General features: G+C 73.5%; 13 protein-coding genes. 10 read left to right on the top strand and 3 right to left on the bottom strand.

All coding sequences use genetic code 11. The features are described 5' to 3' along the window. Window positions 1-17: 17 nt before the first annotated feature. From DVH02_RS17960 to hutH, 5 genes are all read left to right on the top strand, one after another. Entirely contained in the window at window positions 18-878 is an 861-nt protein-coding gene (locus tag DVH02_RS17960; RefSeq protein ID WP_114624832.1) for a biotin--[acetyl-CoA-carboxylase] ligase, read from the top strand. Window positions 879-1152: 274 nt separating this feature from the next. After that, window positions 1153-2304 (top strand): adenylate/guanylate cyclase domain-containing protein, encoded by a 1152-nt coding sequence (locus DVH02_RS17965; protein WP_114624833.1) that lies wholly within the window; start codon window positions 1153-1155, stop codon window positions 2302-2304. A 51-nt stretch (window positions 2305-2355) separates the two neighbouring features. Further along, window positions 2356-3165, top strand: coding sequence for an enoyl-CoA hydratase/isomerase family protein (locus DVH02_RS17970; protein ID WP_114624834.1), 810 nt, complete (start codon window positions 2356-2358; stop codon window positions 3163-3165). Window positions 3166-3280: 115 nt separating this feature from the next. Beyond that, the gene (locus DVH02_RS17975) at window positions 3281-4477 is read left to right on the top strand and encodes a GGDEF domain-containing protein (protein WP_114624835.1); all 1197 of its coding nucleotides are present in this window, start codon (window positions 3281-3283) and stop codon (window positions 4475-4477) included. A gap of 68 nt (window positions 4478-4545) precedes the next feature. Further along, complete coding sequence (hutH, locus tag DVH02_RS17980) at window positions 4546-6093, top strand: histidine ammonia-lyase (RefSeq protein ID WP_114624836.1); 1548 nt, start codon at window positions 4546-4548, stop codon at window positions 6091-6093. A 42-nt stretch (window positions 6094-6135) separates the two neighbouring features. On the opposite strand, the gene DVH02_RS17985 is transcribed toward hutH, so the two are convergent. Then, complete coding sequence (locus DVH02_RS17985) at window positions 6136-6495, bottom strand: hypothetical protein (RefSeq protein ID WP_114624837.1); 360 nt, start codon at window positions 6493-6495, stop codon at window positions 6136-6138. A gap of 185 nt (window positions 6496-6680) precedes the next feature. Here DVH02_RS17985 and DVH02_RS17990 point away from each other — a divergent pair, with 185 nt between their 5' ends. The 5 genes from DVH02_RS17990 (at window position 6681) to DVH02_RS18010 (ending at window position 12188) form a co-directional block, all read left to right on the top strand. Next, complete coding sequence (locus DVH02_RS17990) at window positions 6681-7157, top strand: hypothetical protein (RefSeq protein WP_233518299.1); 477 nt, start codon at window positions 6681-6683, stop codon at window positions 7155-7157. A gap of 225 nt (window positions 7158-7382) precedes the next feature. Further along, window positions 7383-8645: a L,D-transpeptidase gene (locus tag DVH02_RS17995; RefSeq protein WP_114624841.1), complete on the top strand. Its 1263-nt coding sequence runs from the start codon at window positions 7383-7385 to the stop codon at window positions 8643-8645. 168 nt (window positions 8646-8813) lie between these two features. Then, complete coding sequence (locus DVH02_RS18000; RefSeq protein WP_114624838.1) at window positions 8814-10322, top strand: ABC transporter permease; 1509 nt, start codon at window positions 8814-8816, stop codon at window positions 10320-10322. 101 nt (window positions 10323-10423) lie between these two features. Next, window positions 10424-11107, top strand: a complete 684-nt coding sequence (locus DVH02_RS18005) for an ABC transporter ATP-binding protein (RefSeq protein ID WP_114624839.1) — start codon at window positions 10424-10426, stop codon at window positions 11105-11107. A gap of 97 nt (window positions 11108-11204) precedes the next feature. Then, window positions 11205-12188, top strand: a complete 984-nt coding sequence (locus DVH02_RS18010) for a GNAT family N-acetyltransferase (protein ID WP_114624840.1) — start codon at window positions 11205-11207, stop codon at window positions 12186-12188. Between the two features lie 75 nt (window positions 12189-12263). Here the strand turns inward: DVH02_RS18010 and DVH02_RS18015 are convergent, their stop codons facing one another. Beyond that, on the bottom strand, window positions 12264-13826 hold the full coding sequence (locus DVH02_RS18015) for a hypothetical protein (RefSeq protein WP_233518297.1): 1563 nt from the start codon (window positions 13824-13826) through the stop codon (window positions 12264-12266). Window positions 13827-14081: 255 nt separating this feature from the next. Further along, a complete protein-coding gene (locus tag DVH02_RS18020) occupies window positions 14082-15410 on the bottom strand; it encodes a ParB/Srx family N-terminal domain-containing protein (protein WP_233518298.1) in 1329 nt (442 codons plus the stop codon). Window positions 15411-15497 lie beyond the last annotated feature (87 nt).

Consider the following 15497-nt stretch of genomic DNA (forward strand, 5'->3'; position numbering starts at 1 on the left):
CGCGCCCCTGACTACCAATGACGGAGCCCCGTACCCCCGCCGGCCGCTGGTCCGACCTCGAACGCCCCCCGCTGAACGCGCGCGCGCTGCGCCGCGGGCTGGTGGTGCCGGGCGGGCTGTGGACCTCGCTCGACGTGGTCGCCGCGACCGGGTCCACCAACTCCGATCTCGTGGCGCGCGCGACGCGGGGCGCGGCCGAGGGCGCGGTGCTCGTCGCCGAGGAGCAGACCGCCGGGCGCGGCCGGCTCGACCGGCGGTGGTCGGCCCCGGCGCGCTCCGGGATCTTCTTCTCCGTACTCCTGCGGCCCGGCCCTGACGTTCCGGTCGCGCGCCTCGGCTGGCTGCCGCTGCTGACCGGCGTGGCCGTCGCGACCGGTCTGGCGCGCGCCGCCGGGGTGGACACGGCCCTCAAGTGGCCCAACGACCTGCTCGTCACCGTGGACGGCGAGGAGCGCAAGGCCGGCGGGATCCTCGTGGAACGCGCCGGGGACGACGCCGTGGTCGTGGGCGTCGGCGTCAACGTCTCCCTGCGCGCCGACGAACTGCCCGTGCCGACGGCCGGTTCGCTCGGCCTCGCCGACGCGGTCTCCGTCGACCGCGACACCCTGCTGCGGGCGGTGCTCCGCTCGCTGGAGCGGCGGTACGGCGAGTGGCGCGCGGCGGGCGGCGACCCGGCGCTGTCCGGGCTGCGGGAGGCGTACGCGGCGGGGTGCGCGACGCTCGGCCGTACGGTACGGGCGGAGCTGCCCGGGGACCGCGCGCTGACCGGCGAGGCCGTCGCGGTGGACGGGGACGGCCGGCTGATCCTGCGGACGGCCGACGGGACGCGTCACCCGGTGGGCGCGGGCGACGTCGTGCACGTACGCGGCGCGCGGTGAGGAGCGTGGTGAGGAGCGCGCCCCCGCGCGCCGGATCGGCGACCGGAATGGTGTCCGGAGCGGCGACCGGCGTGCGGCCCGACCGGAGCCCCACCGGAGCCGGAGCGGAACCGGAGCCGGACGCTCCGGCGGGCGGCGGGGCGGCCGTCATATGCCCGTACGGTCGACCGGGACGGACGGGCGATACGTGAGCCAGCGCACATCTGCCGTATCGTTGAGCCGGTCCACGACAGATCGGTAGGGCAGTGCGCAGGGAACGGGCAGGAGGCGGCCGGTGACCGTCGATGATTCGGCTTCCGGCGAGGACGCGTCGCCGCCGCCGGACCCCTCGGCTCACCCGAGCCCGCACCACATCGTCGACCACACGGCGGAGCCGACCGACGACCCGCTGGCCATCCGGCTCGAACAGCTGATCCTGGGCGCCGAGCGCCGCTACACGCCCTTCCAGGCCGCCCGCACGGCCGGTGTCTCGATGGACCTCGCGTCCCGCTTCTGGCGGGCGATGGGCTTCGCGGACGTGGGCCAGGCCAAGGCGTTCACCGAGGCGGACGTGCTGGCGCTGCGGCGGCTGTCCGGTCTGGTGGAGGCCGGGCTGCTCAGCGAGCCGATGGCGATCCAGGTGGCCAGGTCGACCGGCCAGACCACCGCCCGGCTGGCCGAGTGGCAGATCGATTCCTTCCTCGCCGGGCTCATCGAACCGCCCGAGCCGGGCATGACCCGCACCGAGGTCACCTATCCGCTGGTGGAGCTGCTCCTGCCGGAGCTGGAGGAGTTCCTCGTCTACGTGTGGCGGCGCCAACTCGCCGCCGCTACCGGGCGCGTCGTCCAGGCGGCGGACGACGACGAGATGGTCGACCGCAGGCTCGCCGTCGGCTTCGCCGACCTCGTCGGCTTCACCCGGCTCACCCGCCGCCTGGAGGAGGAGGAGCTGGGCGAGCTGGTCGAGGCGTTCGAGACGACCTGCGCCGACCTGGTCGCCGCGCACGGCGGCCGGTTGATCAAGACCCTCGGCGACGAGGTGCTGTACGCGGCGGACGACGCCGGTACGGCGGCGGAGATCGCGCTGCGGCTGATAGAGACCATGACGCACGACGAGACGATGCCCGCGCTGCGCGTCGGCATCGCGTTCGGCACGGTCACCACGCGGATGGGCGACGTCTTCGGCACGACGGTGAACCTCGCGAGCCGGTTGACGTCGATAGCCCCCAAGGACACGGTGCTGGTCGACGGCGCGTTCGCCGAGGAACTCATCCGCACCGGCGATGTCCCCGCCTCGGAGTCGGGGGCAGCCGAGGCCGCCGCGCGGGCCGAGAAGGAGGGCGCGGCGGCGCCCGCGTACCGCTTCGGGCTCCAGCCGATGTGGCAGCGGCCGGTGCGTGGACTCGGCGTGGTCGAGCCATGGCTCCTGGGGCGGCGCACCGCATAGGATCCCTCCCGGTGAACCATCGTTAACCGCGTCAACCGGGAGGGTGCGGCCATGACCGAGGGCGAGCAGCGGTTCGGGGAGCATGTCGTCGTACGGCGGCACGGTACGGGCGGCCGGGTGGCCGAGCTGGTCCTGGACCGGCCCAAGGCGATGAACGCGGTCTCCTCGGAGCTGGCCCGCTCCATCGGCGCCGCCTGCGCGAAGCTGGGCGCGGACCGGGGGGTGCGGGTGACGGTGCTGACCTCCACGCACGCGCGGGCCTTCTGTGTCGGCGCGGACCTCAAGGAGCGCAACTCCTTCAGCGACGCCGAGCTGGTGCGTCAGCGGCCCCTCGCGCGGAGCGCCTACACGGGGGTGCTGGAGCTGCCGATGCCCACGATCGCCGCCGTGCACGGCTACGCGCTGGGCGGCGGCTACGAGCTGGCGCTCGCCTGCGACCTGATCGTGGCCGACGCCACGGCCGTGGTCGGGCTGCCCGAGGTGTCGGTCGGCGTGATCCCGGGCGGCGGCGGTACGCAGCTGCTGCCGCGCCGGGTCGGCGCCGCGCGCGCCGCCGAACTGGTCTTCACGGCGCGGCGCGTGGGCGCCGCGGAGGCGGCCGGTCTGGGCCTGGTCGACCAGCTGGTGGCCGAGGGCGAGGACCGGGACGAGGCGCTCGCGCTGGCGGGCCGTATCGCCGCGAACTCGCCCGTCGGTCTGCGCGCGGCCAAGCGCGCGCTGCGGCTCGGGCACGGTCTCGACCTGCGGGCCGGTCTGGAGGTGGAGGACGCGGCGTGGCGCTCGGTCGCGTTCTCGGGAGACCGCGCCGAGGGTGTCGCGGCGTTCAACGAGAAGCGCGCGCCCGCGTGGCCGGGGGAGTAGCGCCCGCGTGGCCGGGGGAGTAGCGCCCGCCGCCACCCGCCTCTCCATGATCCAACTCACGGTGACCCTCGTTCGCCCCAAGTGATCAAATCACTCCAAACCGTCTTAAGGTGGAGTGATGGGAGTGGATGGGCGACTGGGTGCCGTAGTGGCGCTGTCCCAGGCGATGGCCGCGGCCCCGGCGGCGCGCGACGCCTGGCTGGCGGCGGCGCTGGGGGCGCGCGAGGCGCTCGGGGGGAGTTTCGCGGCGCTGTCGCTGTGGGAGCGGGACCTCGGGCGGCTGAAGGTGCTGGTGAACGCGGGGGAGCGGGTGGCGGGGGAGGAGGAGTTCCCCGAGGACGAGTCGTACCCCGTCCACCAGTTCCCCGAGATCGCGGAGTTCCCGCACGAGCGGTGGACGGGCGGCGGCGGGGCGCACGCGTGGGTGGAGACGGCGGACGCCGGGCCGGGCGCCGCCCCCGGGCCCGGCGCGCGGGCCGCGCCCGGCCACTGCCCCCAGCGCGTCGCCGCGCTCCGGCGGCGCGGCCGGGGCTGCTGCGTCGTGGCGCCGATCGTGCTGCACGGGCGGGCCTGGGGCGAGCTGTACGTGGCCAGGCCGCGCGGCGCCCCGGTCTTCGACACGGACGACGCGGACTTCGCCACCGTCATCGCGTCGGTCGTCGCGGCCGGGATCGCCCAGACGGAACGGCTCGAAGAGGTCCGCAGGCTCGCCTCCACCGATCCGCTGACGGGGCTGGCGAACCGGCGCGCGGTGGACGCGCGGCTGGACGAGGCGATCGCCGCGCACCGGCGGGAAGGGGCCGTCGTGAGCCTGGTCGTCTGCGACCTCAACGGGCTCAAGAAGGTCAACGACACCCAGGGCCACGCCGTCGGCGACCGGCTGCTGGAACGATTCAGCACACTCCTGTCGGTCTGCGGCGCCCGGCTCCCCGGCGCGCTGGCGGCGCGGCTCGGCGGCGACGAGTTCTGCCTCCTGACGGTCGGCCCCGCGGCGGACGAGGTGATCGCGGTGGCCGGTGAACTCTGTCTGCGCGCCGCGGGGCTGGAGCTGGGCGAGGGCGTGGCCTGCGGGATCGCGTCCACCGGCGATCCGATCGGCGAGGTCCGCTCGGCCCGTCGGCTGTTCCGCCTGGCGGACGCCGCGCAGTACCGCGCGAAGGGCGCCCGCTCCCGGCGGCCGGTGGTGGCGGGCCGCGACGGCGCGGTGATCCGGCTGGCCGACGCCCCCGCCCCACCGTCCGGCGACCGCCGCCGCTTCCGGGACGCGCCACCGCCACCGCCGCCGCCACCGCTGCCGCCACCGTCGTCGTAGGAGGAGGCTCCGAGCGGCGACCTCGCCGCCTAGTGACACTCGGCGATACAGTCCGTACGCTCCTGAATATGGATATGCATACAGTCGTGGTGGGGCCGTCGGGGACGACGGCCGAGGACGTCATCGCCGTCGCCCGGGGCCACGCCCGGGTGGAACTCTCCGCCGAGGCCCTCGACGCGCTCGCCGCCGCCCGCGAGGTCGTCGACGCGCTGGCGGCCAAGCCGGAGCCCGTGTACGGCGTCTCCACCGGGTTCGGCGCCCTCGCCACCCGGCACATCGGCCCCGACCTGCGGGGGCGGCTCCAGCGCAACATCGTGCGGTCGCACGCCGCCGGGATGGGGCCCCGGGTGGAGCGCGAGGTGGTGCGGGCGCTGATGTTCCTGCGGCTGAAGACCCTGGCGTCGGGACACACCGGCGTACGGCCCGGGACCGCGCGGACCATGGCGGCCGTCCTGAACGCCGGGATCACCCCGGTCGTCCACGAGTTCGGCTCGCTCGGCTGCTCCGGGGACCTCGCCCCGCTCTCGCACTGCGCGCTGACCCTCATGGGCGAGGGCGACGCCGAGGGCCCCGACGGCGTGATCGCGCCCGCGGGCGAGCTGCTCGCCGCACACGGCATCGAGCCCGTGGAGCTGCGCGAGAAGGAGGGGCTCGCCCTGCTCAACGGCACGGACGGCATGCTCGGCATGCTGATCATGGCCCTCGCCGACCTGCACCGGCTCTACACCTCCGCCGACATCACCGCGGCCCTCACCCTGGAGGCCCTGCTCGGCACGGACAAGGTCCTGGCGCCCGAGCTGCACGCGATCAGGCCGCACCCCGGCCAGGGCGCCAGCGCCGACAACATGCGGCGGGTGCTCGCCGGGTCCGGGCTGACCGGGCACTTCCAGGCCGACGCCGAGCCCCGGGTGCAGGACGCCTACTCGGTGCGCTGCGCCCCGCAGGTCGCGGGCGCGGGCCGGGACACGCTGGCGTACGCCCGGCTGGTGGCCGACCGGGAGCTGGCCTCGGCCGTGGACAACCCGGTGGTACTGGCCGACGGCCGGGTGGAGTCCAACGGCAACTTCCACGGCGCCCCGGTGGCCTACGTCCTGGACTTCCTCGCCATCGTCGCCGCCGACCTCGGCTCCATCGCGGAGCGCCGTACCGACCGGCTGCTGGACAAGAACCGCTCGCACGGGCTGCCGCCGTTCCTCGCGGACGACGCCGGGGTGGACTCCGGCCTGATGATCGCCCAGTACACCCAGGCCGCGCTGGTCAGCGAGATGAAGCGGCTCGCGGCACCGGCCTCGGTCGACTCGATCCCGTCCTCCGCGATGCAGGAGGACCACGTCTCGATGGGCTGGTCCGCCGCGCGCAAGCTCCGCACCGCCGTCGACAACCTGACCCGGATCGTCGCCGTCGAGCTGTACGCGGCGACGCGCGCCATCGAGCTGCGCGCCGGGCTGACGCCCGCGCCCGCCTCCCGCGCGGTCATCGACGCGCTGCGCGCCACGGGCGTCGAGGGCCCGGGGCCCGACCGGTTCCTGGCGCCCGACCTCGCGGGCGCGGACGCCTTCGTGCGGACGGGGGCGCTGGTCGCCGCCGTGGAGCCGGTCACCGGGCCGCTCGCGTAGCGGGCCGGTAGCGGGCCGGGCGGCGCGGGCGGCGCGGGCGCGTCAGACCGTACGGCCCGCCCTGCGCATCGAGTACGCGACGAAGCCCGCGCCGATCCCCAGGCAGCCGGTCCCGCCGACGACGTACGGCGTGGTGTCCACGCTGCCCGTGTCGGCGAGGACCGGCTCCCGGCGGTCCTCGCCGGACGTGGCGGGCGCGCTGGGCGTGCTGGGCGTGGCGGGCTCCTCGTAGCCTTCGAGGGCGAGTCTCCCCTGGCTCTGCTCCGATGGCGCGGACTGCTCCCGTCCGCCGGTCGCCCCGCTCATGTCGTCCGTGGCCTTCGCGGAAGGCACGAACCACAGCGCGCAGAGCAGGGTTCCGGCGGCGGTCGCCGTCAGCAGCGGCCGGCGTGCGACGGACACGTGATCGATCCCCTTTGGACAACGCCGAATTGGCTGAGTGCGCTGATGCTAGACGAGTACGTCCGAAGCGGCGTCCTCCGCCCCCTGGGGCCCCGCCCGGCAGCCGGGACCTCGGACCCGCTCGGCTGCTGAAAGCAGCGGGTCGTGGGAAAGCCGCGTGGGTCAGGAGCCCTACGCTCCGTCGTATGAGCACTTCTGAGACATCACGGTATGTACGGCTGCGGGTGGAATTGGTGCTGGAAGTGGCCGACGCCGAGCGGCTGAGCGCCGCCGCCCTCGACCGCGTGGCCGCCGACGAGACCCTTCCCGACGACGAGCGCGAGCATGCGCGGGCGACGGTACGGGACGACGGGGCGGAGGCCCTCGCGTATCTGGTGGAGCCGTTCGACCTGGTCAAGGAGGTTCCCGGGATCGATCTCGCCCAGGCGTCCTGGACCAGCGAGCTGATCGACTACGACCCCGACGCGCTGGAGTGGGACCTCGACGACGACGAGGACGGCGACGGGGACGGCGACGGGGACGGCGACGGGGACCACGACGGGGACGGCGACGGGGACCACGACGGGGACGGCGGCGAGGACGGCGCCCGCACCGGAAACAATGGATCGTCGCAGGTCACGGCCGTGGGCGACGGCGGCGGGGTGGGTGCTGGTCGGGGGTAGCGTCGGAGCATGACACTCTGGTAGGACCGAACCGACCGGTACTCGTGCCGGTCGGTACAGGCTCCGGGCCGCGGCAGTCGGCGGGCCGGAGCCCGCCCGTACCCCCGCGATATTCCGTACGGCATTCCCCGGGGCGAGTGGTGTTCACCACACATTCGATCGATGTGGAACCGGACGAACCGCCAAGGGTGTTCTTAAAGGTTATCGGCAGGGTAGGCGGCGATGATGGAGAAGCGTGTGATGACGGACAGCAAGCGGCGCAAGGGCCTCATGGCCGCGTCCGCAGTGCTCGGCGGCGTTCTGGTGCTCTCGGCGTGCAGTGACAGCGGTGACAAGGCGAGCGGCGACAGCTCGTCCTCCTCGCAGTCGCAGGCCGACGCGGCCGCCGCCAAGCAGACGTCCGAGGCCCAGATAGCCATCGCGCCGAAGAACGGCGCGACGAACGTCGGGATCAACAACGACGCCAAGGTCACTGTCACCAAGGGCACTCTCACCGAGGTCAAGATGACCACGGCCGACGGCACCGCCGTCAAGGGCACCCTCTCCGACGACGCCAAGAGCTGGCAGCCGGACGCCCAGCTCGAACGCTCCACCGTCTACAAGGTCGCCGCCACCGCGAAGGACGCCAAGAACCTCAAGGCGTTCGCCAACGCCTCCTTCACCACGGTCTCCCCCGAGAACAGCTTCATCGGGAACTTCACCCCCGAGGACGGCTCCACGGTCGGCGTCGGCATGCCGGTCTCGATCAACTTCAACAAGGCGATCACCGACAAGAAGGCTGTCGAGGACGGCGTCACCGTCACCTCCAGCAGCGGCCAGGAAGTCGTCGGCCACTGGTTCAACGGCCAGCGCCTGGACCTGCGCCCCGACCAGTACTGGCAGGCCGGCTCCACGGTCACCCTGAAGCTCTCCCTGGACGGCGTCGAGGGCGCCAAGGGCGTCTTCGGCGTCCAGGAGAAGACGGTCACCTTCAAGATCGGCCGCGCCCAGGTCAGCACGGTGGACGCCAAGGCCCACACCATGACCGTCACCCGGGACGGCAAGACGATCAAGACCATCCCGATCTCGGCCGGTTCCCCCGAGAACACGACCTACAACGGCCAGATGGTGATCTCCGAGAAGTTCAAGGAGACCCGGATGAACGGCGCGACGGTCGGCTTCACGGACAGCGACGGCAAGGGCGAGTACGACATCAAGGACGTCCCGCACGCCATGCGGCTGTCCAACTCCGGCACCTTCCTGCACGGCAACTACTGGGGCGCCAAGTCCATCTTCGGTTCCGTCAACACCAGCCACGGCTGTGTCGGCCTGTCGGACACCAAGGGCGCCAACGACCCCAACACGCCCGCCGCGTGGTTCTACGACAGCTCGATCGTCGGTGATGTCGTGATCGTCAAGAACTCCGACGACAAGACCATCCAGCCGGACAACGGCCTCAACGGCTGGAACCTCAGCTGGGCCGACTGGAAGGCCGGCTCCGAAGCCTGACACCCGCGGAACGCGACGTCCGGAACGCGACGTCCGGAACGCGACGTCCGGAACGCGACGTCCTGAACGGCGGCGGCACCCCTCGCGGTGCCGCCGCCGTTCGCGTTCTCATCCAGCTCTCACCCGGGCCTTAACTCCTCATCACAACGGGCGCCTAACTTCACGCCCATGTTCTTCACCTATCTCAGGCGCGAGCTGCGCCGTCGCAGAAAGGCGGCGCTCGTCGTCGCCTCGGGGCTCGCCCTGGGAATCGCCCTCGTCATCGTCGTCAGCTCCGTCTCCACCGGCATGAGCCGGGCCCAGGACCAGGTACTCCAGTCGCTGTACGGGCTCGGCACCGACATGACGGTCACCAAAGCCGCCACCCCGCCCGGCGAAGGCGGTACGACGGGCCGGCCCCGCTTCGAGTTCGACGCCAAGGGCGACGACGACGCGGACACCGAGCAGAGCAGCGACCGCGTCATGGTCCAGGGCTTCCAGACCCTGGCCTCCTCGACCGTCACCGAGGTCGCCGGCCAGGACGGCGTCTCCGAGGCCGTCGGCGGACTCAGCCTGACCGTCCTCAAGGTCGACGGCGAGTTCAAGCGCGGCGAGTTCGCCCAGCAGGAGGGCGGCCAGCAGGGCGGCGGCCGGGGCGGCGCGCCCGGCGGCTCCGGCGGTACGGGCGGCTCCGGCGGCGAAGTACGCGGCGGCGGCGCCTCGTTCGACGTCAACTCGTACACCGTCTACGGCACGGACGTCACCGCGCCCGCCCTCGGCCCGCTGACCTCCTCCAAGCTCACCAAGGGCCGCACCTTCACGACCGGCGAGACCGACGCGGCGGTCGCCGTCGTCGACAGCGCCTACGCCAAGGAGAAGAGCCTCACGGTCGGCAAGACCGTGACCATCTCCAAGACGAAGTTCACCCTCATCGGCGTCGCCACCGCCGACAGCGGTGACGCGGCGGCCAACCTCTACATCCCGCTCAAGAAGGCGCAGACCCTGGCCGACTCCAAGGACAAGGTCACCACCGTCTACGTCAAGGCCGCCGACTCGCAGCAGATCGACACCGTCAAGGCCACCATCCAGAAGAACATCTCCGGCACCACCGTCACCACCTCGGCCGACCTCGCCGACACCGTCTCCGGCTCGCTGTCCACCGCGTCCGACCTCGCCGCCAACGTGGGCAAGTGGCTCTCCGTCGCCGTGCTCGTCGCCGCCTTCCTGGTGGCCGGGCTGCTCACGTCCTCGGCCGTCAGCCGCCGGGTACGGGAGTTCGGCACGCTCAAGGCGCTCGGCTGGACCAGCGGTCGCGTCACCCGGCAGGTCGTCGGCGAGGCGCTCGTCAACGGGCTGCTCGGCGGGGTGCTCGGGATCGCCCTCGGCCTCGGCGGCGCGTACCTCGTCACGGCCATCAGCCCCACCCTCACCGCACAACTCGGCTCCTCCGGAGGCGGCTTCGGCGGTGGCGGTGGCGGTGGCTTCGGCGGCGGTGGCGGCGGCCCCATGGGTGGCGGCGGCGCCGGCCGGCAGAGCGCCGCCAAGGCCCTCGACATCGCCCTCACCGCGCCCGTCTCGCTCACCACGATCGGCGTCGCCGTCGCGCTCGCCGTCGCCGGTGGCCTGATCGCGGGCGGCTTCGGCGGCTGGCGGGCCTCCCGGCTGCGCCCGGCGGACGCGCTGCGCCGCGTCGAGTGAGCGGGCGGGCCCGCCGAAGACGGCCCGCCCACCACGCGGGCCACCGGACGCGCCCGCCCCCCGTCGTCCCGTACAGCCTTTCGCACCACAGGAGTGGATCCGTGTACCAGCTCAGAGGCGTCACCAAGCACTACACGCGCGGCAAGAAGACCGTCCACGCCCTCGCCGGGGTCGACCTGACCATCGAGGACGGCGGCCGGCTCGTCATCCAGGGACCCACAGGCGGCGGCAAGTCCACCCTGCTCCAGATGCTCGGCGGGCTCGACCGGCCGACCAGTGGCACCGTCGAGTTCGACGGGGTGAACCTGGCCGACCTGCCCGAGGCGAAACTCACCAAGGTGCGGGCCGAGTCCATCGGCTTCGTCTTCCAGAGCTTCAACCTCATCCCCACACTGACCGCCCAGGAGAACGTCGAGACCGCGCTCGTACCGCTCGGCCTCAAGGGCGCCGCCCGGCGCGAACAGGCCGAGCGGGCGCTGGAATCCGTCGGTCTCGGCGAGCGGGCCGGGCATCTGCCCAGCGAACTCTCCGGCGGTCAGCAGCAGCGCGTGGCCATCGCCCGCGCGCTCGTCAAGCAGCCGAAGGTGCTGCTCGCGGACGAACCGACCGGAAACCTTGACGAGTCGACACGCGACGACATCATGGAACTGCTGGAAGGACTCTGGAAAGAGCACGGTCTGACCTTCATCATGGTCACGCACGACAGCTCGATAGCCCGTCGCGCGCCCCGGCTCGCGACCATCCGCAAGGGCCGGGTCACGATCACGGAGAACGCCGCTGCCTGAACCGGGAGGGACGCCGGCCGTCCGTTCCGCCGAGGTTCGTCAGGACGTCCCCGCAACCCGGGGGCGTCGCCCCTCTCGTACGCGTAGGTTCGAAGCCATGCTGATCACTCTGGGAAACTCGCCCTCGGCCGCCGAGACAGCCGCCTGGCACGCGGTGGTCGTCGCCGCGCACGACCTGGACCTGCCCGCTTCCGTCCCCGAGCCCAGCATCACGGAGACCGTCGGCAAACTGCGGGTGCCGTCGACCGGCGGCCGGAGCGTGCACATGGCGACGACGGCGCCCGACGGGTCGTACACAGGTGTCGCCTCGCTGATGCTGTTCACCGAGCCGGCCAACCGCCACCGGGCCTTCCTGAACGCCCTGGTGGTACGGCCCGACGCCAGGCGGCACGGCGTCGGGGCGGCCCTGTGGGCGGCGGTACGGGACGAACTCTCGTCCGCCGGACGGGGATCGGTCGCCACCGTGCTCGAAGTCGGGGGCGCGGGCGAGGCGTTCGTGGACAGTCTCGGCTTCACGAACGTGCTGCCGCTCGGCTGGTACGTACAGCGCGTACGGCGGGCGCTGGAGGAGATACCACCGCCGTCGCTCCCCGCCGGTCTGCGCTTCGCGGACTGGACGGGGGTCGTCCCCGACGCGTACGCCGCCTCGTTCGCCCTCGCCCACGAGGCGATGAACGACGCGCCCGCCGGGGAGCTGGCGGAGGGCGCCGAACGCTGGGACGCCGAGCGGGTACGGGCCGCCGCGCGGGTGATCGAGGAGCGCGGCGGGGTCATCCACACCTCGGTGGTGCTCGACGCCGCGCGCGGCGACGCGGTCGTCGCGTACACCGAGGTGGTCCTCAGAGACCCGGCCGACACCCGCGCCCTCCAGTACGACACGGTGGTCGTCCCGGACAGCAGGGGCCACGGCCTGGGGCGCGCGGTCAAGCGCCATCTGCTGGACGGCCTGTGCGAACTGCGCCCCGGCGTACGGGAGATCACCACCACCGTCGCCGACGAGAACACGGGCATGCTCGCGGTCAACGAGTCGCTGGGCTACCGGCGCGAGCGGGCGGCGGGCGTCTTCCAGCTGAAGCTGTGACGCGGCCCGGTGCGCGGCCCGCCGCCCACCGCGCACCGGGCCGGCGGCGCGCTTCCCCGCGCGCGCCGGAGCCGGTCAGCCGCAGCCGCTCCCACCACCGCCGCGCGGCAGCCGGTACGCCGAGCCCAGCCGGTAGTCGCCCGGCGCGGTCACCGTCAGCCGCGTCCACTCGCCCGCGCGCTCCACACAGGCGCCCGGGGCCCTGAGCCACGGCGAGTAGGCGACCCGTACGGTCACCGCACCGGCCGCCGCCATGCGCACGGTCAGCTCCGCGCCGTCCGCGCGCACCACGCTGCCGGGCCGCGACACCAGCGGCCTCGCGTCCCGCACCCGGTAGACCGTCCACCAGCGGTCGCCCCACACCCGCTCCAGCCACGCCGGGCCGTCCTTGACGAGCGCGGCCTCGGCGGTGGCGGGACCGTCGGGCCGCCCGTGCGGCAGGACGACGAAGCCGACGGCCCAACGGTCCAGCCAGGCGCGGTAGTCGGCCCGGTCGAGGGTGGCGGTGCCGGTGTGGCGGTCGTAGAAGAGACGCCCGCGCACGACATCGAGCTGCCGGTTCCAGCCGCGCGCCATATTGACGTGCGGAGCGAGGACGTCGGCCTCCCGGTGGTTGCGGGCGGGCACCACCTCCACCCGGGTGCGTTCGGCGCCCAGCCGGTCCAGGGCGGCGACCACGCCGCCGGTGTGCGTGGCCCAGCCGGGCACGGTGGTCGACACCTTGAGGTCGTCATCCGTCTTGCTCAGCAGCCACTGCGTGTTGAGGGTGAGACCGATCGCGAGGACGAGCGCGGCCAGGGCCCGCGCGCTCACCGGGGCGCGCAGCGCCGTACGAGGGCCCCTGGCCAGAAGCGCGGCCAGCAGCACCGGCGGCCCCGCGAGCCCCAGCAGCCGCTCCACGTTCGTGCCGATCGGCGAGGAGACCAGGAACGTCAGCACCACCCCGAGCGCGTACACCACCGAGCCGTAGCGCACCACCCGCCACGCGCGCGGCGCCGCGCAGCACAGCACCGCGCAGATCACCAGCGGCGTCGACAGCTTGCCGGGGGCCATCGGCTGCTCGCCCTCGAACGGGAAGAGCAGCGTCGTCGCCGCCACGACCAGCGCGGGCGGCACGAGCAGCGAAGCCCCTCGCGCCCAGCGCCGGTCGAGGGCGTACGCCGCGCCCGCCACGGCGAGGAAGAGCCCGGCGACCGGACTGGTCAGGGTGGCGAGCGCGGCGAGGACCGCCGCCGGGACGCGGCGCCCCACGTGGAGCAGCGCGAACAGCCCGACGGCGACGCCCAGCGCGAACGTCGTCCGTCCCGAGGCCACATTGCACCAGAGGGCCACCGCCCCCAGCAGCGCCGGCCAGTGGGCGCGCCGCACCCCCGACCGTACGAACAGGGCGCTCATGGCCCAGGTCCCGGCCAGTCCCGCCGCCACGGACACCGTCCTGACGCCCAGGAAGGCCATCAGCGGGGGCGCCAGCACGCTGTAGTTGGCGGTGTGCGCGCCGCCGTACCAGGAGAGGTTGTACGCCGAGTCCGGATGGCGCTCCATGAACCCGGCCCACGCGAGCTGCGCGGCGAGGTCGCCGCCGCCGGTCGCGAGCAGCGCGGCCCACAGGACGTAGAACGGGACGGTGACGGCGGTCACCAGCGACGGCGTCCACCACCACGGCCGCGCGCCCTTCGCTGTCCCGGCCGCCGTGTCGCCCGTACCCGCCTCGCTGCCCGTACCCGCCGCGTCGCCCGTACCCGCCGTGTCGCCCGTACCCGCCGCGTCACCCGTCTCCGCTGTCTCGCGGTCCACGTCGTCGGCGGCCCGCGTCCGCCCGGCCCCACCCTCGCTGATCCACACGCGGATCAGCCTACGGGGGCGCGGCGGACGGGGTACCGGGCGTGGTCGGGGCTACGGGTTGCCGACCAGCTGGACCGGGCCCTTCAGGGTGTTCGGGGTGCAGCCGGGGCCCGACAGGGTCAGCCGCTCCTTCGTACCGACGACCGAGAGCGGACCGGTGAGCGAGGTGCCGCAGAGCTGGACCGTACGCGCGCCGACCGCCTGGACGGGCCCGGTGATCTCGGCGCCCTTCGCGTACAGGCTCGCGCCCGCGCCGACCACGACCGGGCCGGTGAGCTTCGTACCGTTCAGGCAGGTGACGCCGGAGGAGACGACCAGCGGTCCGACGTGCGTGCCGGTCACCGTCCTGGTGCAGGCGGGGGCGGCGGGGACGTGGGAGCGGAAGTCGAGGGCGTAGGCGAGCTTGCCGGGCTTCGACTCGGAGATCGGGGCGCTGAGCTTCCCGAACTCGCCGCCGGTCGCCTTCTTGCCGTTGTTCCACTCCTTCATCCGGCCGAGTTCGTCGGCGGTGCGGCCGTCGGCGACGACCGTGTCGCCGGGCGTCGCCGACATCGTCTCGGAGGCGGTGCGGATCGCGGAGAGGTACGAGGCGGGCGTGGTCAGGTCGTACGCGCCCAGGTCGACGCGCTCACGCAGCCAGGTGCCCCACTGGAACTCCAGGAACTCGGCGGCGTCGGAGGGCGCCTGGTAGCCGATGTCACGGGTGAAGTAGACGAGGCTGCGGTAGCGGTCGTCGTGGAAGTGGGCCAGTCCCAGGTGGCTCGGGAGCTGGTCGGTGGTGAGGGGGCGGTTGTTCTCGTCGCGCAGCCACACCCACTTCTTCTCCCGCATGGTCTGCCAGAACGCGGCGCCGGACAGCCCGCTCAGGTTGTCCACGACACGCAGCCTGATACGGGTCTTCGGGCCGCCGTCGGGCGTCTCCAGGAAGGAGGTCAGGGTGTGGTGCCCGTCGGTGAGGTACAGGACGCCGCCGGGGCCGACGACGGCCGTCTTCATCGCGGCGCGGGTCTCGGCGGTCTCCTTGCCGACGGCGACGGAGCAGGTGAAGCTCGACGCGTCGGAGAGCTTGGCGCCGCGCTTGACGGACGCGGCCTTCTCCTGGCCGTTGGTCTCGCACCAGTCGTCGAAGCGCTTGTTGAGGTCGCCGTTCGCCTCGTCCTTGGTGGAGGTGTAGCGGCCGAGCTTGTAGTAGATCTGGTCGAAGCCGATGGCCGGCTGGGTGGGGTGCAGCTGGTCGAGGGTGACGTCGAGCAGGTCACCGGCCTTGGCGCGGGAGGCGGCGGGGGCCGCGGCCGTCGCGGATGCCGCGGCCGTCAGGGTCGCCGCGGTCGCCCGGGTCGCCGGGGAGGCCGCACCGGCCGTGCCGCTGTTCGCGAGCACACATCCCAGTGCCAGCGCGCCCACGGCGAGGCCCGCCGCCGGACGGAGCGAGCGCCGGGGCCGGGGGCGGGCCTCGCCGTGGGCGCG

Origin of the sequence: Streptomyces corynorhini (genome assembly GCF_003346515.1) — a bacterium.
GTDB classification, from domain to species: Bacteria; Actinomycetota; Actinomycetes; order Streptomycetales; family Streptomycetaceae; genus Streptomyces; species Streptomyces corynorhini.